The organism is Noviherbaspirillum pedocola (assembly GCF_016632335.1).
Lineage (GTDB): Bacteria > Pseudomonadota > Gammaproteobacteria > Burkholderiales > Burkholderiaceae_D > Noviherbaspirillum_A > Noviherbaspirillum_A pedocola.
The window spans coordinates 369,492-390,952 of record NZ_JAEPBG010000003.1 but is presented as its reverse complement, the minus strand read 5'-3'; the positions used below and the strand labels follow the sequence as shown (position 1 = coordinate 390,952).

Below are 21,461 nucleotides of genomic sequence, written 5' to 3'. Positions count from 1 at the left end.
GCGCGGCTTCTGATGTTCATCGCTGCGCGCCAACAGCTCAATCCGAAAACAGATCGAGCACCGCCTTCCTTAGCCATAAGCTGCCTGGCTCCCTGTTGAACTTCGCATGCCAGAACAGGCTCACGCCGAATTCAGGCAGCGGAACCGGATGCGGCAGGTATTTCAGCCCGAACGGCTGCATGCTCTCGCGCGCATAGCGTTCCGGCACCGAGGCGATCATGTCGGTGCTCGCCAGGATATGGCCGAGCGCGACGAAGTGTGGAACGGTCAGCATCACCTTGCGCGTGATACCGCGACGCTCGATGGTCTGATCCAACATCGCGTGCCCGGTGCCTCCGGCAATGACGACGGCATGCTGCGCGCTCTCGAAGTCCTTTACGGTGATCTTCTTCCTGTCAAGCGCATGGCCGCTGCGGAACATGCAGACATAGCGCTGCTTGAACAGGCGACGCTGGAAGAAGCCTGACTTCAATTGCGGCAGAAGGCCGATGGCGAAGTCGACACGGCCCGCCTCCATGTCTTCGCCGAGGTCGGATGCCGTATTGCGTACCGTGCTGATCGTAACCCCGGGCGCCATCAACGCGAGCGTGCTCATCAGCCGGGGAAGCAGGTGAATTACACCGAGATCGGTCATTGCGATGGTGAACCGGCGCGTGCTGTGGGCCGGGTCGAACTCGACCCGGCGCTCCAGCGTTTCCCGAATCGTGGCCAGCGCATAAGCGATCGGCTCGGCCAACTGACTGGCATAGGGTGTCGGCTCCATGCCGCGACCGGTGCGCAGGAACAGTTCGTCGTCCATCATCTTGCGCAAGCGGCTCAAGGCATTGCTGACCGCGGGCTGTGTCAATCCCAGCTTTTCGGCAACGACGGACACCCGCCTTTCCATGTACAGCTGTTGAAAGACGACAAGCAGATTGAGGTCGATGTCCTTGAGATCCATGGCCAGGTTATTCACCAAATCTATGTTTCGAATTCATGGGATTTTCTATTTTTATTTTAAGTGCCTTTCTATAATTTGCTCATACAAGCAATAACAAGCAATAAGACGCATTCTTGGAGACAGAGTATGGACGTGACGATCCAGCCGCTCGACAGAGTCATCCGCGCCCCGCACGGCGCGAATCTGCTGGCGGCGCTGCGCGAAAACGGCATTCCGATTTCCTACAGCTGCACTGCAGGACGATGCGGCACCTGCCGCTGCAAGCTGCTGAAGGGCGAAGTCGCTGACACCGGACGCGAAGCCAAAATCACCCATCCCGCCGACGACGGCTACGTGCTTGCCTGCACCAGCGTGCTGACCGAGGATTGCACCATCGAGATCCCGGAGCCGGACGAAATCGTCACGCACCCGGCGCGCATCCTCAAGGCCACGGTGGCGGCGATCGATGCGATGACGCATGACATCGTGCGTCTGCGCTTGAAGTCCGCGAAGTCGCTGGCGTTTTCGCCGGGCCAGTACGCGATGCTGCAGTTCACGCCGCAGCACATTCGTCCTTATTCGATGGCGGGACTCTCCAGTGATGGCGACCTCGAATTCCATGTGCGTATCCTTGCGGACGGACGGGTCAGCCGGTACATCGCGCAGGAATTGAACATTGGCGATACGGTCCGCGTCAGTGGCCCGCTGGGCACTGCCTATCTGCGCAGGAAACACCAGGGACCGATGCTGTGCGTGGCCGGCGGCACCGGCTTGGCGCCAGCGCTGTCCATCGTGCGCGGCGCGCTCGAGGCCGGCATGAGGAACGATATCCATCTGTACTTCGGCGTACGCAGTCCACGCGACATCTACTGCGCTGACCGCCTGGCGCAATTGGCCGAAGCCCATGGCAATCTGCATGTGCACATCGTGGTCGCATCCGGCAATGACAGGCCCGGTCTGCGCAGTGGCCTGGTGACCGATGCAGTTGCGCGGGATTTCAGCTCGCTGGCCGGCTGGCGCGCGTATTTCTGCGGCGCGCCCCCGATGGTGGATGCGGCATCCCTGATGGCGAGGCAAAGGGGAATCGCAATGGAACACGTGCATGCCGATGCCTTTTACACGAACGTGGCCTGATACCTTCAATGGAGAAAATCATGGATATGCAGACAGCCGCGAGACTTGTGCATGCGCCGCAGGCGTCGCAACAGGCGTTGCGCCCGGAAGGCGATGCGCTGGCGCGCTATGGCCGCAATATGGTGCCGGTGGACTTTCATCAGTCGAGCGCCGGACCCACGAAGGTATTCGTCTATCCGTTTGCACAGACCAAAGAGGCGCTCGAGGGTATAGCCCGCACCGACCCCGACCCGCATTTCGGCCACAAGCTGCGCTATGTGAATCCGGCCACCGGCGCCTCGCCGATGCCCACGATCGGCGCCTTCGCCCAGTTGTTGCCGGCCGGCTTTGTCAGCGCGCCGTATCGCTGCACCGACGGCACCGTGTACGTCTGCCTGGAAGGCGAGGGCAGCGCCGAAATCGATGGCCAGACCCATGCGTTCGGTCCGAATGATGTGTTCGTGGCGCCGTCGTGGCATGCGCTGCGGCTGCATGCGAAGTCCAGAACGATGCTGTTCAGCTTCTCGGACCGGCCGATGCAGCAGGCGATTGGGCTGTGGCGCGAAGAAAAAATACAATGACCGACAAGGAGAGCACCATGGAATACGCAGTACAAGTACAGCCAATGCCCATCGGCGAAATCGTCGTGCGCGTAGCCGGCTGAAGTGGCCGCGCAGCCGCTGTCCTACGGCGCAAAACAGAGGAGACAACAATGAGCACACCCCCTGTCGTATTTCCCATCCGTCCGGAATGGGAATCGAAAGAAAGCAGCAGCCGGATTCCGTTCTCGGTCTATACCGACGACGCGATTCACAAGCGTGAGCTCGAGCGGCTGTTCTATCACGGCCACTGGTGCTATGTCGGCCTGGAAGCCGAGATTCCGAATCCCGGCGACTTCAAGCGCACCGTGATCGGCGAACGCTCGGTGATCATGGTCAGGGCCAATGATGGCGAAGTGCATGTGGTGGAAAACGTCTGCGCACACCGCGGCATGCAGTTCTGCCGCGAGCGCCATGGCAACCGCAAGGAGTTCGTCTGCCCGTATCACCAGTGGAACTACAAGCTCAACGGCGATTTGCAGGGCGTGCCGTTCCGGCGCGGTGTGAAGCAGGATGGTCGCGTCAACGGCGGCATGCCGAAGGAGTTCAAGACCGAGGAGCATGGTCTGACCAAGTTGAAGGTGGCCACGCGCGGTGGCGTGGTGTTCGCGTCCTTCGACCATGCGGTCGAGTCGCTCGAGGACTATCTCGGGCCGCAGATCCTGCATTACTTCGACCGCCTGTTCAACGGCCGCAAGCTGACCATCCTCGGCTACAACCGCCAGCGCATCCCGGGCAACTGGAAGCTGATGCAGGAGAACATCAAGGATCCTTACCATCCGGGCCTGCTGCATACCTGGTTCATCACCTACGGCCTCTGGCGCGCGGACAACAAGTCGCAGCTGGTGATGGACGATCATCACCGGCATGCGGCGATGATCTCGACCCGCGGCAGCGGCGGCGCGAAGGCGGAGGTGACATCGGGTTTCTCCAGCTTCAAGGAAACGATGGAGATCAATGACAAGCGGCTGCTCGACATCGTGCAGGAAGACTGGTGGCATGGCCCGACCGCGGTGATGATGACCATCTTCCCCAGCGTGATCTTTCAGCAGCAGGTCAACAGCGTATCGACGCGGCATATCCAGCCCGACGGCCACGGTTCCTTCGACTTTGTCTGGACGCATTTCGGTTTCGAAGACGATACCGCCGAGATGACGCAGCGCCGCCTGATACAGGCCAACCTGTTCGGCCCGGCCGGCTTCGTGTCGGCGGACGACGGCGAAGTGATCGAGCTGTCGCAAGCCGGCTTCGAGCAGAAGCCTTTCCATCGCGCGCTGGCGGAGCTTGGCGGCTACGGTGCGGAGAACACCGACCACATGGTGACCGAGACGCTGATTCGTGGCATGTATGACTACTGGCGCAAGGTGATGGAGGCGGGATCATGAGTGGAACCAGGACGGAGTTTCAAACCTATCTGGAGCTTACGCAGTTGTACGCCGACTATGCGGCAGCGGTGGATGAGCAGGACTGGGACCGGTGGGCTGCGTTCTTCACCGAGCAATGCGAGTACAAGGTGCAGCCGCGTGAAAACTATGAACGTGGCTTCCCGCTGGCTACGCTGGCCCTGCTCAGCAAGGGCATGCTGAGGGATCGCGCCTACGGCATACGCGAGACGCTGTTCCACGACCCGTATTACCAGCGGCATGTCGTCGGCTTGCCGCGCATCCTGAAGCATGAGGGCGACCTGATCGAATCCGAGGCGAACTACTCGGTGTTCCGCACCAAGCTGAGCCAGGAAACCACGGTATTCAATGTCGGCCGCTATCTCGACCGGGTGCGCATCACGCCCGAAGGCATGCGTCTCGAGTCGCGGCTATGCATCTACGACACCGAGATGATTCCGAATTCCCTGATTTACCCGATTTGAGGCAGACATGGCAAACAACTGGATTGATGTCAGCGCGTTGCAGGACGTGCCCGAGGAAGACGTGACAGGCGTGGAAGCCGATGGCAGGGATATCGCGCTGTACAGCGTCGAGGGCCAGGTCTATGCAACCGCCAACATCTGCACGCATGGCCATGCCCGGCTGTGCGACGGCTTCCTTGACGGCTTTGAGATCGAGTGCCCGCTGCACCAGGGCAAATTCGACATCCGCGATGGCAGGCCGACCTGCGAGCCGGTTACGGAGCCGGTGCGCAGCTACCCGGTGAAGATCGAAGGCGGCAGGGTGTTCGTCGATCTGGGTGCATAGCGCTTCGTCAGCACGATCTTCTCGAATGCCAGCGATTCACGAAGTCAGGCACCCCGAGCCAGACAAGGTAGCGCAAGACCGCGGCCGACCTGACAGGGCGTTGAAGAATCGTTGCGCGTGCCGATCGCCCTGCCTGCAGGCAGCGCCGGCTAACCCTGCAGGCTTGCTGTCATTTGCCGGCAATACTTTTCCAGCTTCTCGGGAAGGTCGGCCGGACACACGCCGCATTGGCGGTTTCCTGGCACGGCGTGGTCGATGAAGGCCGGGTAGGGCAGGTTCAGCTTGTCCATGATGTCGCGAAATTCCTCCAGACTGCGCCCGCCGCCAAGGCGCGGATTGCGCGCCTTCTCCTGCGCGATCGATGACACATGCCGCTGTTGATAGTCATGCGCCGGGTACACCAGCATGTCGTCCGGCAGGGTGAACAGCTTTTCATGCACGCTGCGGTACAGCGCATCTGCATCGCCGTTCTGAAAGTCGGTGCGGCCGCAGCCATCGATCAGCAACGCATCGCCCGTGAAGACCCGGTCCCCCAGCACATAGGAAAAATGGCCGTCGGTGTGGCCCGGCGTATGCAAGGCGATGATGGTCAGGCTGCCGATCTGCAACGGTTTTCCTTCCTCGATGCCTATGTCCGTGCAGGGCAGATGATCGAAGGCGGGCGCGGCGATACGGCTTCCCGCACGTTTCTTCAGTTCCAGCGCAGCGGTGATGTGGTCAGCATGGATATGCGTGTCCACGGTGTACGCAAGTTGCAGGCCGAGCTTGCCCAGCTCTGCAAGATATCTGTCCATCGCGGTGATGACCGGGTCGATCAGCAGGGCCTGGCCGGACTCTTCGCAGCCAAGCAGATAGGTATAGGTGCTCGAGACCGGCTCGAACAGCTGGCGGAATATCATCCTCATCTCCTCGATGCCGTTCAAAAAACCCGAAACATTCTCTGGAAATACGATATATGAGAACATATAATATCAAGCAGATAGTTATGGCTTGGCAGACCAGAGAACATGACGAAGAACAAAGGGAGTAGTGAAAATGAAGGAAGCGATTGATATCGAGCAGCTGCGCAAGTCGGCCGGCGATGCCTGCGGCCTGCTGAGAGTGCTTGCCAATCCGGACCGGCTGCTGTTGCTCTGCCAGATGACGCAAGGTGAGTTCTGCGTCAGCGAGCTCGAGGAAATGACCGGCATCAGGCAGCCGACGCTGTCGCAGCAGCTCACGGTGCTGCGCGATGAACAGATGGTCAACACCCGGCGCGAGGGCAAGCAGATCTACTACAGCATCGCCAGCAAGGAAGCGATGGCGGTGATGACAGTGTTGTACGAGCTTTACTGCAAGACGGGAAGGGTCAAGAAATCATGAACATGGACTGGACGCATTTCACGCCGTGGACGTCGCTGGCGGGCGGCATTCTGATCGGCATCTCGGCGGCGCTATTCATTCTGTTGAATGGCCGCATCGCCGGCATCAGCGGCATCCTCGGCGGGCTGCTGCATCCGGTGAAACATGACGTGTTGTGGCGCGCGGCCTTTCTGGGAGGCCTGATCATCGCGCCGCTGCTGTACCGGCTGCTGGTGCCCTTGCCGCAGGTGACGGTTGACGCCGATGCCGCCACGCTGATCACGGCAGGACTGCTGGTCGGCATCGGCACCCGCTATGGCGCGGGCTGCACCAGCGGTCACGGCGTATGCGGCATCTCGCGGCTGTCGCCGCGTTCCCTGGTGGCGACAGCCTGCTTCATGGCGGCGGGCTTCGTCACCGTGTTCATCGTTCGGCACTTGCTTGCCTGAGGAGCGCACCATGCAGATCTTCATAGCATTGATCGTGGGCCTGGTCTTCGGCCTTGGCCTGATCCTTTCCGGTATGACCAACCCGGCCAAGGTCATCGGCTTTCTGGATGTGGCCGGCAACTGGGATCCTTCGCTGGCGCTGGTGATGGGCGGCGCCATCGTCGCGGCCTTCGTGCCGTTCCGGCTGGCGAAGGGCAGGACGAGCGCGCTGCTCGGTGGTCCGATGCGATTGCCCGCGGCGACCGACATCGATCGCCGCCTGGTGCTCGGCAGCCTGGCGTTCGGCGCAGGCTGGGGGCTGGCCGGCTACTGCCCCGGCCCGGCGCTGACCTCGCTGCTGTCGGGCGGCATCAAGCCGCTGCTGTTCGTGGTAGCGATGCTGGCCGGCATGGCTGTCTTCGAACTGCTGCAGAGCAGGTCCCGCCCTCGCGTGAGCAAGCCTGCCTGATGGCGGCCCCGGCAGGATGAATTCATGTTGACGAACCTTGGACTGGGTCTGGCGATTGGGGTCATCCTCGCGCTTACTGGCGCGGGTGGCGGCATTCTCGCCGTTCCCGCGCTCGTGTTCGGCGCCGGCCAGAGCGTGGCGCAGGCCGGGCCGGTCGGCCTGCTTGCGGTCGGGATGGCGGCCGCGCTGGGCGCTGTGCTAGGCCTGCGCAGCGGCACGGTGCGCTACCGGGCATCCATGGTGATCTCGGTGGCCGGCATGATCCTGTCCCCGGTGGGGCTCTGGCTGGCTCACCGTATCGACAACCGCTGGCTCAGCCTGGCGTTTGCGCTGGTGCTGCTGTATGTCGGCTTGCGCACCTGGCGAAAGACCGGTCGCGCCGCGGGCAAAGCGGAAAGCCGCGCAAGCGTGCCGCTCTGCATCCGCAGCGCTGGCGACGGAAGGTTCATCTGGACTTCGCGCTGCGCCCGCGCTTTGGCGCTGTCGGGCGGCGTTGCCGGCCTGCTGTCCGGCCTGCTCGGCGTCGGCGGTGGTTTCGTGATGGTTCCCGCGCTTCAACGCTATACCGACCTGGATATCAAATCGACGGTGGCGACCTCGCTGGCCGTGATCGCGTTGGTATCGGCCACGGGCGTTGCGTCCAGCGCCATCGCGGGAAGCCTGAACTGGCCGGTCGCACTTCCGTTCTCCGCCGGCGCGCTGGCCGGAATGGTGGGCGGACGCATCGTTTCCGCTCGTCTGGCGGCCCCGCATCTGCAAAAGGGGTTTGCGCTGGTGTCCTCGCTGGTTGCGCTCGGCATGATCGCCAAGGTAATCATGTGATTGCTGCAAGAGCCGATCGGCAACTGCTGAAGGATCTGGAAATGCTTGAGCTCGATTGCGAAGCCGAGCCTGCGCTCCTTGAGTGAAATGTTCGTCTGCTATTTCGAGCCGAGCACATGGCCGTTCACGGTCATTCCGTACATCGATGTGGGATCGTCGTGATACTTCTTGCGGGTCTCCTGCACCGACCCGGTGAAGCGGGGATCCTGCGGCCGCTCATGGCTATCCATGAAGGTGGCAACGTCCCAGGCTTCCTGGTCCGTCAGCGTGCCGCCCATCCCGAGCGGCATGTTGGCCTTGATGAAGCCGGCGGCGTTCTTGATGTCGTGCATGCCTGCGCCCCAGTTGAAGGATTTCGGACCCCACAGCGGCGGAAACACGGTGGCGCTGCCGCTTGCCTGCCCTTGCCCATCCGCGCCATGGCAGAGCGCGCAGTGCTGTGCATATACCTTCTCGCCGCGTGCATAGTCTGCAGGTAGCGGCGGCTTCGGCACCGCCGGATAGCCGCGGCCTGCCAGCTTCGTCCCCACCGGCGCGCCGGTGGCCATCCAGTAGGCATAGCTCTCCAGCGCTACGAGCGTCGTATCGCCGAGTGGCGGCGCCTTGCCGTTCATGCTGAAGCGGAAGCATCCCTGCAGCCGCTCGGCGAAGGTGTTGACGTGCTTGTTCTTGCTGCGGTAAGCCGGGTAGGAAATGTATGCCGCCCACATCGGACTGGCATCGGCCTTGCGGCCGGCATCGAGATGGCAGTTTGCGCAGTTCAGGCTGTTGCCGACATACTGGCGCGCGTTCTGCTGAGTATTGACGAAGATCTGCTCACCCTGTTTCACCATCTTCCCGAACTCGTCATTCGGGATGCTGTCGGCGGACGGGGGCGTGAAGGCGGCCGGCTTTCCTCCCGAGGCGGGTTTCGAAGGCGCCGGTTCTGCAGCCTTACTCGCCGGCTGGGCATGACCCGGCGTTTCGGCGCAATGGACGGAGCCGGCGGTGAAGGCCAGCACTGCGGGCGCGCCCAGCAGGCATGCAGATAGCGTCGTCTTCATTTCTTTTCCCTTGCCGACGATGTGGCGGCTTCGGATTGAGCCACAGGTTTGGCCGCGGCAAAGTAGTCGGCGACCGCCGCCATATCGGCGTCCGACATGCGCTTGGCTACCACGCCCATCAGATTCAGCGGTCCGCCTGGTCGGGTGCCGTCCTTGAACGCGTGAAGCTGGGACGCGATGTAGCCTGCCGACTGCCCGGCAATCGGCGGAAAGGCAGTGCCCACGCCTGCGCCTGCGGGGCCGTGGCATTGCACGCAGGCGGGCAGATCCTGGTCCCAGCGTCCACGCGTGGCCAACCATTGCCCGACATCCTTCGTCGTCGCATCAGGCTTGTTGAGAGGCATGCCGCCCGCAGCGGGCAACGAGGCGTAATACGCGGCCACCGCGTTACGTTCCCTTGCGCTCAAGGCTTTCGCCTGCGGCGCCATGACCGGATTCTGGCGAGTGCCTTCGGCAAAGTTCTGCAGCTGCGCAGCAATGTAGGTTGCTGGCAGGCCGGCCAGGCGAGGAAAGTTCGCGGCGGCATTGCCTTCGCCCTTGGCCCCGTGGCAGCTTGCACAGGCAGCCGCGCCACTAGGCGTTCCCTTCGCGGCAATCTCCGGGCCGGGCAAATCGCCTTGCGCATGCGAAACGACAGGCCAGAGCGCAAGCCAGAATGGCATGGCGGCCAGGCACAGCCTGGGATAGGACGTTCTCAAGCGATTCATACAGCCCGCCGCGACGCCAGTACTCTTCCTGACATTGCTGGTCTCCTTTTGCCATGGCACGAGTCCTGCCACAGTCTTCACTGCGCAGGCTTTTCGCCCGCCTCCTTGTAGCGCATGAACCCGTACTGCCTGAAGATGCCAAATGCTTCGTCGGAGCGAATGAACTCCAGCCATTGACGCGCAGCCTGCGGATGCGCCGCTCCCTTGGCCATCGCGCCGGCATAGGTCGCTGTCGTGTTGAGGTGCTCGGGAATATCGATGTGAGAAATCGGATTTCCGATCTGCTCCTGAAAGAGGGCTTCCGATTTCCAGGTGATGCCGGCGTCGCCGCGTCCCTGCATCAGAAACAGCGGTGTCTGCCGATGATGGACCTGCGTCAACACCGTCGCGCCGCTCTTCACCTTCGCCTGGTACACCGCGTCGGCAAGCTCGTCGCCGCCAGCCTTGCGCAGGGTAGCCTTGATCTGGCGTGCCACGCCCTCGAATTCCGGGTTCGGCATCACGAGACGGACATCCGGCCTGCCCAGATCCTGCAGACTTTCGATGCGGCCGGGATTGCCTTTCGGGACCATGATGGCAAGCTGATTGGTCACATAGGGCACGGCCGGCCCTTGCAGCAATCCCTCGGCGATCAGTTCTCTGACCTTGTTCAGCCCGCCGAAATAGGCATCCGCCTGCACCGTCCAGGTCATGTTGCCTACGGTGATCTTGCCGCCGGCGCGCATCTGCTTCGCAAGCAGGCCGGGCGGGATCGTTTCCCAGAAAATCCTGCCTTGGTAATCCGGATGCCGCATCTCGAAGGCCTTGACCAGCGGAGCCATCGCGAAGAAATAGTTTCCGCCGACATACAGCACCAGCTTCGGTGGAGAAGACAGGTCGCCATGAAAGTCCGCCAGCACATCGACTTGCGGCACGGTGAACTCCAGTCCCCGCTGCAGGGCATCGTTGTTTTCGCCATGCTGCCATGGCGGAAAGTTCGTCTCCCCGCTCGACGTCATCGGCTCCGCCTGCGCGCTGGCGCTCAGTGCCAGGCAGAGCATGCACAGTGTCAGACTGGCGCGCTGGAATTTACGGCTAAGGGAGAGATGTCGATGCGCTCGCATGATGCCGCTCACTTTGCGTAATGAAAGCCTGCCTGCTGCAGTTCGGGCAGGGTGCCGACCGCTCCGGGGGTGAGGACGACACCGGGAATCAGATGATTCGTCAGCTCAGCCGCCAATGCCTCATGCGAAAGCTTGTCCGGGTTCATGCTGGCAGCGAGCAGCTTTTCCGCCGTCTCCCATATCGCGTTATGACAGGAGAGGAACACTACGCCGCGTCGCTGCAGCGTCACGATGCTGTTGTCATGCGGCGAAAAGACGCCGTCGCTGCGTTCATAGTCCTTGGGATCCATCGCTGCGGCCGGCGGCTCGACGATCAGCGAGTTCGACTTGAACTTGTCGCCGGCCATCTTCGCGAGTTGATACTTGTCCCACGTGGCCTGGTCGAACAGGGCGAGATGCGCGAGCCCATGGGTGGCCGACACCACCAGGAAATCCGGGTGCCGGAATGACCAGACCTGCGCATTGAGCGAATTGCGCATCAGGTTAAGCCATGGACCGCCGAGATCAGTGTTGTCCCAGACCTGGCGCGGCGCGCCGCGGTAGGCGATCAGTTCGCTCAGGGCTTCATGGTCCCATTGGTCGCGGCTGTTGAGGATCATCGGCACCGTCTTGAAGTCCCTGCGGCGCGGTGCCTTGGCAAGCCGTTCCTTCAAGTTGCCGAGCGTCGCCGCGCCTTCGGGCAGCAGGGATGCGGCAGCACCTGGCGCCGCGGCGGCGGTGCCGGCTGCCAGCGCAGCGCCCACCGCCACTCCCATCGATTTCAAAGCCGTCCTGCGCGTGTTTCTCCCGACCATGGCACCTCCTGTGAGACTTTCCCGTGAATGAAGCGACGCCTGCAGCCGCGTTTCCCCGCTTCCAACAAGCCAAAACGCCGATGCCTGTCCGTAGAGCAATTCCGATCAAGACAGTGCAGGCTCGCATCGGCACAAAATATAATATAACTTTGTATATTATATGGATGCACAAATCAAGCTTGCGGCGCAAGAGGCAGCGTCAGGCGGGCGGAGGTGCCTCCAACCGGTCGCGCATGAAGCTCGAAGGAGCCGCCATACCGTTCCGCGATAGCAGACACAATCGACAGGCCGAGACCGCTACCATATCCATTTCCCTTTCGCCAGAAGCGTTGCAGTGCATGCGAGCGTTCCGTCTCCGACATTCCCCCACCCGCGTCGCTGACGTCAAAGCAGAGTCCGTTGCCGGTTCTTGTCGTCGACACCAGCACGACGGCATTGGCAGGGGAATAGCGCAGCGCATTGTCGAGCAGGTTGCGCAGCGCAGTCGCCACCAGTATGGACGGCACGGCCAGCCTGGCGCTGGCCACCTCGGGATCGATGCGGATGCGTTCCCGGTCCTCTTGCGCAAGATGTTGCACGGCGTTCCGAATCGCCGCGCGGGCATCCGTGTCCTGTCGGGTATCGAAATGGAACGGCCCTTCCACGCGCGCCAGAGTCAGCAGCTGGTCGAGCGTGTGTTGCAGGCGCATTGCGCCTTCTTCTGCCTGCGCCAGCGACGCGGTGGCGTCGTCGCCATGACATTGCATGCGTGCCACCTGGATATGTGTTTTTACTGCAGTCAGCGGCGTTCGCAGTTCATGGGCGGCATTGCCGGTAAAGCTGCGCTCGCGCTCGATCGCGCCTTCCATGCGTTCCAGCAGCGCATTCATCGTCGCAACCAGCGGGACAAGTTCGGCCGGCACGCGCGCTTGCGGAAGCGGATGCTGCATGCCGGGCTGGCGCCGCGCGAGCGCCTTGCGTATCGATTCCAGCGGCGCCAGTCCGCGCCGCACGCCATACCACAATGCCAGCAGGCTTCCAGCCGCTGCGATCAGAAAGGGCAGTGCAGCCGCGAGCAGGATGTCGCGCAATAGCGCCTGGCGCCGCTCTACCCGATCAGCCGTCGTGATGCGCATGCCACTTTCCTGCAGGGTATAGGTGCGCCATTTCTCGCCCTGAATCGTGCGGGTGCTGTAGCCGGTCCGTTCTTCGCCGAGTCCAACCGGACCATCCCCGGTGCGGGCAACGAGGTCGCCACGAAGCAGGCGGATCTCGCAGGCAACATCCTGGCGGATGGTGAGCTTCAAACCCTGCTTGTCACCCGGTTCACTGGAGGCGCGATCTTCTGGAAGCTGACTCACCAATCCGGCTACCATGCGCGCAGACGCAGCGAGTCGTTCGTCCAGCGTGGCTCGGAACTCGCCGCGCAGATCCACGAACAGCCATACCGATGCCGCCGTCCACAAGACCAGCATCGATATGCCGATGCTCAGCAGCAGGCGCAGTCGCAGGCTCATGCGCCGGGTTCTCCCAGCCGAAACCCGAGCCCGCGCACGGTTTCCACGATACGGGGCCCGAGCTTGCGCCGCAGATGGTGGATATGCACGTTGACCGCGTTGCTCTCGACATTGTCTTCGAATCCATAGAGGCTTTGACGCAGCTGCTCCAGGCTCAGGATATGGTTGGGACGGTGCAGCAGCGCCTGCAGCAGCAACAGTTCGCGGCGGGATAGTTCCACCGGTTCGCCGTGCAGCGTCACTTGGCGGCTCGCCGGATCGAAGCACAGCGCGCCGTGCCGCATCAGGTCCGCGCTGCGCCCTGAGGCGCGCCGCTGCAGCGCGTGCAGGCGCGCGACGAGTTCGGAAAGATCGAATGGCTTGATCAGGTAATCGTCGGCGCCGCTGCGCAGGCCGGCGACGCGGTCTTCTACCGCATCGCGGGCGGTAAGCACGAGAACGGGAAGGCCATAACCGGCATTACGCCAGCGCGCCAGCAGTGTCATGCCGTCCTCATCCGGCAACCCCAGATCCAGAACCGCCAGGTCGAAATGGCTGCTGCCCAGCGCACTGTGCGCCGCGCCTGCGGTGGCGACATGGTCGACTGTCATCGCATGCAGGCGCAAGCCGGTGACGATGCCGCTTGCGACCAGGGCGTCATCTTCTATGAGTAAAACGTGCATCGATTGCGTCAATCGCCTGGCTCGAAAGCGTCAAGTATAGGAGTGGAAGATTAAGGGCGCGTTAACGTCCGGTTGCCTCTGCGACTCACGCTGCGGTCCTGCACTTTGATATGGCATTTAATGTTCAGTTAATTTCGGCGCTGTAGCATCGCCTGAAAGCACATCGGCGGTCTGTCCATGCAGATACGCCATCAGATAGGAAGCTCATTGGATACATTCAATATCGGGCGCTTCGCGATTCCGATTGCCCCGCTGTTGTTGCTCGGCGCAATGACGGTCGGCACGACGGTCGCAAAGTGGCATGGCCGGCGCGGTGCCTGCAATGTCGAACCGCTGCTGCTGGCAGTGCTCGCGACAGGACTGGCCGTGGGAAGGGCAGCATTCATCCTCGAATATTTGCCTCAGTACCTGGAGCAGCCATGGCGCATGCTCGATATACGGGATCAGGGATTCTCACGCGGCGCGGCAATCCTGGCAGCCATCGCGATGACCGGCTGGCTATTGTGGCGCAGGACACAGGCGCGCAAGCCAATGCTGTATTCCACGGCGGCGACCGCATGCTTCTGGGGAATGGGCGTCCTCGCGGCATCGGCGATGGATGGCGACGCCCGGTACGCCCCGATGCCCGATCTTGTGCTGCCGGGCCTGGACGGCAACTCGATGTCGATTTCCGCGCTCAAGGGCAAGCCGGTTGTCATCAACCTGTGGGCAACATGGTGCCCGCCATGCCGGCGCGAGTTGCCGGTTCTTCGGGACGCACAGATGCAGTGTCCCGATGTCGCCTTCGTCCTTGTGGACCAGGGTGAATCTGCGAGCCAGGTCCGCGCCTATCTCGCTTCGCAAGGCCTGGCGCTGAACAACGTGCTGCTCGATTCGGCATTTGCGATGAGTCGGCAGGCGAATGCGAAAGCCTTTCCGACCACGCTTTTTCTTGATGAGCAGGGGCGCCTCATCGACCGCCATACGGGAGAGCTGTCCCCGGCAACGCTGGCTCGACATCTGGAGAACCTCGCGGCCTGTACCGCGCAGAAATCGGCGGCGAGGGCAAGAAGCGAGTTCTGACGGAAGTCTCATGTTTTCGACATGGAAAACGGCAAGTCGATGTGGTTGCGGCTTTTCGCCAAGCCCGATGCGGGAAAGCAATTCAGAAAAGGAAGTCAGGAATGGAACCAAACCTGGAACAGAATTTGCAGCGCATTCGCGTTGTGATTCATGCGCCTAACACCGAAGCGGTTGCGCGCGCCAGAAACAACGCGCGCAATTTGCTGAAGGCGGCACCGGATGCCGATGTGCGCATCCTTGCCAATGCCGGCGGCGTGGCCGCGGTGCTCGATGCGCCGCAAGCCGATACCGACCATCTCACGCTGCTGTGTGAAAACACATTGGGAAGAATAGGGCGCTCGGCGCAAAGTCCCTTGCAAACCGTTCCGTCGTCGATTCTTGCCCTCGTGATGATGCAGCGGGAGGGATGGATCTATGTCCGCGCCTAACCTGCTTCCTGGCGCAAGGCGCATCGTCCTGGCATTTCTCCTGATGCTCGCGTGGCTGGTCGCTCCGTTGACGCAAGCCGCCGACGGCTTCCTGGATCCGCAGGATGCATTCAAGGTGTCGGCCGCCATGGTAGATGCAAGCACGCTCGAAGTTCGCTATGTCGCTGCTGAAGGCTACTACCTGTATCGGGAGCGCTTCGGCATCAGGGCCGAAGACGCCAGCCTCGGCGCGCCCGTCATTCCGCCCGGGCAGATCAAGTTCGATGAGACCTTCCAGAAGGACGAGGAAACCTATCGCAACACCGTGGCGATCCGCATACCGGTCCAGGCCACGGGCCCGTTCACGCTGAAGGCGACTTACCAGGGATGCGCGGACGCGGGACTGTGTTATCCGCCGATGGACTATGTGGTGCGGCTCGAGCCGTTTGCAGACTCCAGCGCCGAGAGGACGGCGTTTGCGGCAGGCCCCGCACGGACTGTGGCGGGAAACATCGAAGCCACGCTGAACAGCGGCAGACTGCTTGCCATCGCGCCACTGTTCCTGCTCGTCGGCCTCGGGCTCGCCTTCACGCCCTGCATGCTGCCGATGGTGCCGATCCTGTCGGCGATTATCGTTGGCGATAAGGCCGCTGCCAGCCGGGGCAGGGCGCTAGCGCTATCGCTGGTCTATGCGCTGGGCATGGCGATCGTCTACACGCTCTTCGGTGTCGCTGCCGGCCTGGCCGGAGCGGGCTTGGCCGCGGCATTGCAGAATGCCTGGGTGCTCGGCGCCTTTGCGCTGCTGATGGGCGTGTTGTCGCTGTCAATGTTTGGCGTCTTTCCATTGCAGATCCCGGCAGCCATCCAGGCGCGTTTGATGCACGCATCCGACAGGCAGCGCGCCGGCAGGCTGGCCGGCGTGTTCATCATGGGCGCGCTGTCGGCATTGATTGTCGGTCCTTGCGTGGCGGCCCCGCTGGCCGGCGTGCTGCTTTACATCAGCCAGACGCGCGACGTGCTCATCGGCGCCGGCGCGTTGTTTGCGATGGCCGTCGGCATGAGCATGCCGCTGATCCTCATGGGTGCGTCGGCCGGCGCGCTGTTGCCGCGTGCGGGCGCCTGGATGGAATCGGTCAAGCGGTTCTTCGGCGTGCTGATGCTGGCGACAGCGCTGTGGATGGTATCGCCGGTGCTTCCGGCGCGCTGGCAGATGATCGGCTGGGCCGCGCTTGCGATCGGCTATGCGGGATGGCTGCTGTCGCAACGGGGGCACTGGCTCGCGAAAGCAGCGGGTATCGGGTTCGCGGTCGTCGGTCTGGTTCAGGTGGTCGGTGCAGCCTCCGGAGGGCGGGATGTGCTGGCGCCGCTTGCGCATCTCTCGGGTATTCCTGAATCGGAAACAGCGTTTAAGAAAATCAAGTCGGTTTCGCAACTCGATGCGCTGCTTGCTTCGCATCCGGGCAGACCGGTGATGCTGGACTTCTATGCCGACTGGTGCGTGTCCTGCAAGGAAATGGAGAAGCTGACCTTCAGCGATGCCCGGGTCAAGCGCCGCTTCGACGGCATGCTGCTGCTGCAAGCGGATGTGACGGCGAACGATGCCGACGACAAAGCTCTGCTCAAGCGCTTCAGCTTGTTCGGCCCGCCGGGCATCCTCTTTTTCGACAAGTCTGGCAAGGAGCAGAAGTCGCGTCGGGTCATCGGGTACCAGGATGCGGACCGCTTCCTCGAATCCCTTCCACCCGGTAGCGCCTGATGCTTCAGGCTGCCCATTGACCACATCACCATCAAGGAACACATGACTGTTTTTTCGAAGCTTCCCATGACGAAGGGCCGCCTGGCGGCCATTTCGATGGCGACCTTTCTCTGCGTTGGCCCTGTCCATGCCCAAGCGGCCGAAGCCTATCCCAAACCCCTGCAGCAAGCGGTGGACGCGGGAGTCAAGGTAGTGAAGAGCTTTCCGGCGGCATCGGGGCTCACCGGCTGGGTGGTCTCCCAGGGCGGCCGCTACACCATCGTCTACAGCACGGCCGACCGCAAGACGCTGCTCGCAGGCGCGCTGATTGGCGAGGATGGCGCTAGCCTGTCCTCACAGTACGAGGAGCGCTATGTGCCCAAGCCGGACTTGGCCTCGCTGTATGCGCAACTGGAGAAGTCCTTCCATGTGGTTGAGGGCGCCGCGAAGCCGGCCGGGAACGTGTTGTATGTCTTCGTCGACCCGAACTGCCCCTACTGCCATTTCACCTGGATGGCCCTGCAGGCGTATGAAAAGGCAGGGCTGCAGGTGCGCTGGATCCCGGTGGCTACTCTGGGACCGACCAGCATGCCGAAGGCCATTGAAGTGATGGCGGCATCGGACAGGACCGCGGCTTTTCGCAGGATGGAAGAGAACCATGGCAAGCCATGGACAGCCTCGGCCGCGTCGAGCGAAGCGTCGCACCAGGACATCGCCGCGAAGATCCGCGCAAACAATGAGCTGATGGAGGGCTTCGGCATCGCCGGTACGCCAGGCGTGATCTGGAAGGACAAGCAAGGGAAAGTCCAGATCAAGGGTGGCATGCCAAGGTTGTCCGAGCTGCCCGCCATAACCGGACTGCCTGAACAGAAGATCGACGATCCGGCTCTGGCGAAATTCCGGTGACGTCGAAGCGCTTGTGCATGATGCATCTTCCCGGCTGGTGAGACGCGGCGATGGGAACAATTTCGGTCTTTGGCCATATCGTTGCCATTGATCTTTTCCTCTTTCTGGTTTCGACGCCGCTGTGGGCTGGCATTGCGATTCGCATGGCAGGCGGGAAGGCGAGCGGAATTCGTGCAGTGCTCGTCACGATTCTTGCATTCGGCGTGCTAAGCGCAAGGGCAGTGCATATCCTCGTTCATCGCGATGGCTACCGCGCTGCGCCGTGGCGGGCGCTTGCCCTTGGCGATGGCGGCTTCATCGTGTTCGCCGGCTTTCTCGCTGCCGCGTTGACCACGCTCTGGTTTGGCTGGCGCCGCCGGCCTTTGCTGCGGCCACTGGTCACTGCCTTGGTCGGCGGCCTGTTCGCATGGAGCATCGGCTTGCAGCTGCTCTGGTTGGTGCGCTCCGACAAACCAGGTCTGCCCGAGGTCTCACTATCGACGCTCGATGGGCATCCCATTGCCATACGTGACTTCTCCGGGCGGCCGCTCGTCGTCAACCTCTGGGCGACATGGTGTGCGCCGTGCCGCCGCGAGTTGCCGGTGCTGCGCGATGCGCAGCTTGCCGAGAAGGACGTGATCTTTGTGTTCGCCGATCAGGTCGAGGCAGCCGACACCATCAGGGCATACCTCGACCATCAGCATCTGTCGCTCAGGAATGTGTTGATGGATCCGCTCGCAAGTCTCGCAGTGCATGCAGGAACGTCGGCTGTGCCGACGACCTTGTTTTTCGATGAGAAGGGCATGCTGGTGAAGAAGCATGCGGGCGCGCTTTCCGCGATGGAGTTGCGGCGCTACCTCGACGTGCTGCATTCGTCGGCGAAGGCAGATATTGCTCCTTAATGAGCCGCCTCGTCTCGCGCGGAATGCATTCCAGCGGAGAATTGGCCAGGTTCAAGTCTTGAGCCGCTTCCGACGTTCACGGTTCAGGTGCGCGAACGGCCCTGTTATTTGTTAGCCGCGCCGGGACTGGGACCCATGCCACCGCCGGGACCCATGCCACCGCCAGGGCCCATCCCTGCGCCCGGGCCCATGCCGCTTCCACGCCCCATCCGATGTGGTGGTTCATCGGGAAGAGTGATTCCGCGCTCCTTTGCACGGGCTTGCATCTCGCGATGATGTTGCAAACGCAAGCGCTCCTGTTCGTCGCTGGTCTTCGCCGCGCGCATCCTGTTTCGATAGTCGGTCCTTTCCTGGGGCGTCATCAACTGGCTGCCATAGATGGTTTGCGTTGCGGTGCCCGGCTCACGTGTCGCCGACCCGGGAGAAGGCGGGACGCCGCCACCCGTAGTCTGCGCTGACGCGTATAACGGCAGACCCAAGCATGTCGCAAGGAGCATGATGAAGACACGATGTGTGCGCATGGTTCCTCCGGTGGGACGGTACAGACTGTCTGTCTTTTCAGGATGCCGCCCTCCGCAAGGAAGCCGGTTGATGTGGGTCAAAAGCCTTTTCCGCTTGGAAGATCCGAGCCGACGCACGCCTCCTGCTCCCCGATAGTCATCCATGCGCCGCTGCCCGGCGCCATATCGAACCGCGCATCAGGAGCGCCGGCGTGGATGCCTTGCCCGGCAGCCATGATTCGACGGACTTGCAGTCATCATCAACACTGCTTTGCAAAGCCCCATGACCATCACGCGCCGACGCTGCCGTAGCGTGCTAGCAATAGCACTGTCCCGCCGGCCGTGTCACCTGCGGGCTGCGATCCCACGGCGGCTCGGTCGATACCTCGACACGCACTTCGCCTACCCGCAGCACCTGGCCCTGTGGCGCATTTTCCCCGCTGACCCGCACAAAGGAGACCGACACCTCCTGCAGCCCCGATGCCGCCAATCCTGCCAGGACCTCGGTTGCGGGGAATTCGAGCATGGCGCCGCCATGGTGCGCGGCGATGCTCGCTTCGAATGGGCCGAAGGTGCCGAGGAAGTAGCGCTGGCGTTCGCCGGTCACGTCACCTGCCGGCGGCAGATTGATGTAGACGTTGTAGAAGAACCCGGCGTTGGCTGCATTGCCGAGCACCTGTACATTGTCCAACACGACCTTGACCGACTGCGGCCCGCCGGCGGGATTGTTGTTGGCCGCGGCCGCAAGCGTCGCCTGCAATGTCTGCATCGCCGCAGCATCCAGCGGCATCGATGCGCTGACCGAGGCTTCGGTCAGGACCAGGTTCGCCCTGCCGCCCAGCGATCGCGCAGTATTCGAGACGGTGCGCGGAGCCGTTGCGGCGATATTGGCGACCGTCGGGCGCACCAGCTGATTTCCCATCTGTGCCTGTACCAGCTTGAACGGGCTCGATGCCTTGGCAGACGGCGGCAGCGAAGTCGGCTTGTTGTCGTTGGCGTAGTCATATCCAAGCCAGCCGGGATAGTAGGTCATGTACCTCGACATCGTCAGGCCCGACGCATAAGTAAACGATCCGGCCCAGTACGAACTGCTGGTGGACGAGTTGTAGGGGTTGGTGGTGTAGGGAATGCCTTTTCCGTCAGGCAGCGCCCAGGCGTGCCACAGCCGGTCGATGTTGCAGTGGTGCAGGTAGAAGATCGGGTCCATGGGCGAGGTATTGATGTTGGCCATATAGCCACCGATCAGGTTGTGCACAGGATTGTGCGGCGCCGACTCGAGCTGCGGCTCGAAAGCGTTCGTGGTGCCGCGCTGAAAGTTCCACACCGACGAGCCGAAGGGCGTCAGCGTCAGGGCATTGTAGACATTGCTGCCGGTGCGTTGCGACACATACAGCGGATTGCCGGTGGACGAATCCAGGAACTCGGCTGGCATGCGCGGGTAAGAGTAGTAGTCCCAGTAAGGCAGATTCAGCGAATTGTCGCCCGACACGGTGCGCAGCTGGCGTTCGAGGTAGTAAAGGTAGCCGCGATGCCAGGCCAGGAAGTAAGGTGCGGTATGCGGGCAGTAGTTCGTGTGCACATTCACCCAGTACGACCACGAAGACATGCTGCCCGAATTGGTGTTGGCGCGCATGGTGCGTAACGCATTGAGAAAGGATGTGTATTGCGGCGTCGTCTTGAACTGCTGCCACTCCAAGCGCACTCGAGTGGTCTGACCCTGTGCGAACCGTGGCAGCGATGCGAGTGCGATCGCGGAAGCCGAGCCCTTGAGAAAGGTGCGGCGGCTGATGATTGAGGAAGTCATGGACGTCTCCTTGCGACAGTGCTGTTTCTCGCGGCCTGAGACGATGAGGAGCGCCGGTCAGTGGCGGGTGGAAAACTGCGCATGTCCGGCCATCTCAGCGCCGATATCAAACGCTAGCGCGCCGTCCTCTTCACGACTAATACAATTTTTAGAACATTTTTCCTGGCTCGTATCCGTTTGCACAACGCGCTCGATACGCGCCCTGTAGCGCCTGTTCGCATGCAGGCTGTATGCGCATGATCCGCGTTCTGAGAGATGTCGTGCTTCTCATTCCGCCATGCCCCGAGCGCGGTGCCGGGACAATAGACCGAGCCCGGGCGCTGGGTGCATGTCGATGTTCAGCTTCGCTATCGCTTACTGAATGCGGCAAATCTGCTGCGACGTCTATATTGGTCCGCTGTTCACTCGGGACGGATGACGTCAAGCTCGGCAAGCCTTTCCAGGGCATGGTCGAGAGAGGCACGCGTTTGGGGCGCGA

General features: G+C 62.2%; 23 protein-coding genes. 14 read left to right on the top strand and 9 right to left on the bottom strand.

What is annotated here, in order from left to right; all coding sequences use genetic code 11:
• Window positions 1-37: 37 nt before the first annotated feature.
• Window positions 38-940 (bottom strand): LysR family transcriptional regulator, encoded by a 903-nt coding sequence (locus JJB74_RS10240; protein WP_200591750.1) that lies wholly within the window; start codon window positions 938-940, stop codon window positions 38-40.
• Window positions 941-1,066: 126 nt separating this feature from the next.
• Between JJB74_RS10240 and JJB74_RS10235 the strand changes: the two genes are divergently transcribed.
• The 5 genes from JJB74_RS10235 to JJB74_RS10215 all read left to right on the top strand — a co-directional run bounded on the left by JJB74_RS10235 (window position 1,067) and on the right by JJB74_RS10215 (window position 4,823).
• Window positions 1,067-2,053, top strand: coding sequence for a 2Fe-2S iron-sulfur cluster-binding protein (locus JJB74_RS10235; protein ID WP_200591749.1), 987 nt, complete (start codon window positions 1,067-1,069; stop codon window positions 2,051-2,053).
• 20 nt (window positions 2,054-2,073) lie between these two features.
• Complete coding sequence (locus JJB74_RS10230) at window positions 2,074-2,613, top strand: cupin domain-containing protein (protein WP_200591748.1); 540 nt, start codon at window positions 2,074-2,076, stop codon at window positions 2,611-2,613.
• A 131-nt stretch (window positions 2,614-2,744) separates the two neighbouring features.
• Complete coding sequence (locus tag JJB74_RS10225) at window positions 2,745-4,016, top strand: aromatic ring-hydroxylating dioxygenase subunit alpha (RefSeq protein ID WP_200591747.1); 1,272 nt, start codon at window positions 2,745-2,747, stop codon at window positions 4,014-4,016.
• Window positions 4,013-4,498 carry an aromatic-ring-hydroxylating dioxygenase subunit beta gene (locus JJB74_RS10220; RefSeq protein ID WP_200591746.1) on the top strand — a complete coding sequence of 162 codons (486 nt, stop codon included), beginning with the start codon at window positions 4,013-4,015 and terminating at the stop codon, window positions 4,496-4,498. The genes JJB74_RS10225 and JJB74_RS10220 overlap by 4 nt, the downstream gene beginning before the upstream one ends.
• Before the next feature lie 7 nt (window positions 4,499-4,505).
• Window positions 4,506-4,823 (top strand): non-heme iron oxygenase ferredoxin subunit, encoded by a 318-nt coding sequence (locus JJB74_RS10215; RefSeq protein WP_200591745.1) that lies wholly within the window; start codon window positions 4,506-4,508, stop codon window positions 4,821-4,823.
• A gap of 149 nt (window positions 4,824-4,972) precedes the next feature.
• Here the strand turns inward: JJB74_RS10215 and JJB74_RS10210 are convergent, their stop codons facing one another.
• A complete protein-coding gene (locus JJB74_RS10210) occupies window positions 4,973-5,722 on the bottom strand; it encodes an MBL fold metallo-hydrolase (protein WP_200591744.1) in 750 nt (249 codons plus the stop codon).
• Window positions 5,723-5,858: 136 nt separating this feature from the next.
• Between JJB74_RS10210 and JJB74_RS10205 the strand changes: the two genes are divergently transcribed.
• Genes JJB74_RS10205 through JJB74_RS10190 form a run of 4 tightly spaced genes read left to right on the top strand, consistent with a single transcriptional unit; the run spans window position 5,859 to window position 7,883 of the window.
• The gene (locus JJB74_RS10205; RefSeq protein WP_200591743.1) at window positions 5,859-6,185 is read left to right on the top strand and encodes an ArsR/SmtB family transcription factor; all 327 of its coding nucleotides are present in this window, start codon (window positions 5,859-5,861) and stop codon (window positions 6,183-6,185) included.
• Window positions 6,182-6,613, top strand: a complete 432-nt coding sequence (locus tag JJB74_RS10200) for a YeeE/YedE family protein (protein WP_200591742.1) — start codon at window positions 6,182-6,184, stop codon at window positions 6,611-6,613. The genes JJB74_RS10205 and JJB74_RS10200 overlap by 4 nt, the downstream gene beginning before the upstream one ends.
• 10 nt (window positions 6,614-6,623) lie before the next feature.
• Window positions 6,624-7,061, top strand: a complete 438-nt coding sequence (locus JJB74_RS10195; RefSeq protein WP_200591741.1) for a YeeE/YedE family protein — start codon at window positions 6,624-6,626, stop codon at window positions 7,059-7,061.
• Window positions 7,062-7,085: 24 nt separating this feature from the next.
• Window positions 7,086-7,883 (top strand): sulfite exporter TauE/SafE family protein, encoded by a 798-nt coding sequence (locus JJB74_RS10190; RefSeq protein ID WP_200591740.1) that lies wholly within the window; start codon window positions 7,086-7,088, stop codon window positions 7,881-7,883.
• A 98-nt stretch (window positions 7,884-7,981) separates the two neighbouring features.
• Here the strand turns inward: JJB74_RS10190 and JJB74_RS10185 are convergent, their stop codons facing one another.
• From JJB74_RS10185 to JJB74_RS10160, 6 genes are all read right to left on the bottom strand, one after another.
• Window positions 7,982-8,926, bottom strand: coding sequence for a c-type cytochrome (locus JJB74_RS10185; protein ID WP_200591739.1), 945 nt, complete (start codon window positions 8,924-8,926; stop codon window positions 7,982-7,984).
• The gene (locus tag JJB74_RS10180) at window positions 8,923-9,633 is read right to left on the bottom strand and encodes a c-type cytochrome (protein WP_200591738.1); all 711 of its coding nucleotides are present in this window, start codon (window positions 9,631-9,633) and stop codon (window positions 8,923-8,925) included. Before JJB74_RS10180 ends, JJB74_RS10185 begins: the two co-directional genes overlap by 4 nt.
• Before the next feature lie 77 nt (window positions 9,634-9,710).
• The gene (locus JJB74_RS10175; protein ID WP_407672306.1) at window positions 9,711-10,673 is read right to left on the bottom strand and encodes a substrate-binding domain-containing protein; all 963 of its coding nucleotides are present in this window, start codon (window positions 10,671-10,673) and stop codon (window positions 9,711-9,713) included.
• A gap of 71 nt (window positions 10,674-10,744) precedes the next feature.
• Complete coding sequence (tetH, locus tag JJB74_RS10170; protein WP_200591736.1) at window positions 10,745-11,530, bottom strand: thiosulfate dehydrogenase; 786 nt, start codon at window positions 11,528-11,530, stop codon at window positions 10,745-10,747.
• Between the two features lie 173 nt (window positions 11,531-11,703).
• Entirely contained in the window at window positions 11,704-13,026 is a 1,323-nt protein-coding gene (locus tag JJB74_RS10165; RefSeq protein WP_200591735.1) for an ATP-binding protein, read from the bottom strand.
• Window positions 13,023-13,688, bottom strand: a complete 666-nt coding sequence (locus tag JJB74_RS10160; RefSeq protein WP_200591734.1) for a response regulator — start codon at window positions 13,686-13,688, stop codon at window positions 13,023-13,025. The genes JJB74_RS10165 and JJB74_RS10160 overlap by 4 nt, the downstream gene beginning before the upstream one ends.
• Before the next feature lie 207 nt (window positions 13,689-13,895).
• On the opposite strand from JJB74_RS10160, the gene JJB74_RS10155 reads away from it, so the two are divergent.
• The 5 genes from JJB74_RS10155 to JJB74_RS10135 all read left to right on the top strand — a co-directional run bounded on the left by JJB74_RS10155 (window position 13,896) and on the right by JJB74_RS10135 (window position 18,679).
• Window positions 13,896-14,750 (top strand): TlpA family protein disulfide reductase, encoded by an 855-nt coding sequence (locus JJB74_RS10155; RefSeq protein WP_200591733.1) that lies wholly within the window; start codon window positions 13,896-13,898, stop codon window positions 14,748-14,750.
• Window positions 14,751-14,851: 101 nt separating this feature from the next.
• Window positions 14,852-15,178, top strand: a complete 327-nt coding sequence (locus tag JJB74_RS10150) for a DsrE family protein (RefSeq protein ID WP_200591732.1) — start codon at window positions 14,852-14,854, stop codon at window positions 15,176-15,178.
• Window positions 15,165-16,913, top strand: a complete 1,749-nt coding sequence (dsbD, locus tag JJB74_RS10145; RefSeq protein WP_200591731.1) for a protein-disulfide reductase DsbD — start codon at window positions 15,165-15,167, stop codon at window positions 16,911-16,913. The genes JJB74_RS10150 and dsbD overlap by 14 nt, the downstream gene beginning before the upstream one ends.
• 66 nt (window positions 16,914-16,979) lie before the next feature.
• On the top strand, window positions 16,980-17,798 hold the full coding sequence (gene dsbG / locus JJB74_RS10140; protein ID WP_234484081.1) for a thiol:disulfide interchange protein DsbG: 819 nt from the start codon (window positions 16,980-16,982) through the stop codon (window positions 17,796-17,798).
• Between the two features lie 50 nt (window positions 17,799-17,848).
• On the top strand, window positions 17,849-18,679 hold the full coding sequence (locus tag JJB74_RS10135) for a TlpA disulfide reductase family protein (RefSeq protein ID WP_200591729.1): 831 nt from the start codon (window positions 17,849-17,851) through the stop codon (window positions 18,677-18,679).
• Window positions 18,680-19,495: 816 nt separating this feature from the next.
• On the opposite strand, the gene JJB74_RS10130 is transcribed toward JJB74_RS10135, so the two are convergent.
• Window positions 19,496-20,983 carry a tyrosinase family protein gene (locus tag JJB74_RS10130; RefSeq protein ID WP_200591728.1) on the bottom strand — a complete coding sequence of 496 codons (1,488 nt, stop codon included), beginning with the start codon at window positions 20,981-20,983 and terminating at the stop codon, window positions 19,496-19,498.
• Between the last annotated feature and the right edge of the window lie 478 nt (window positions 20,984-21,461).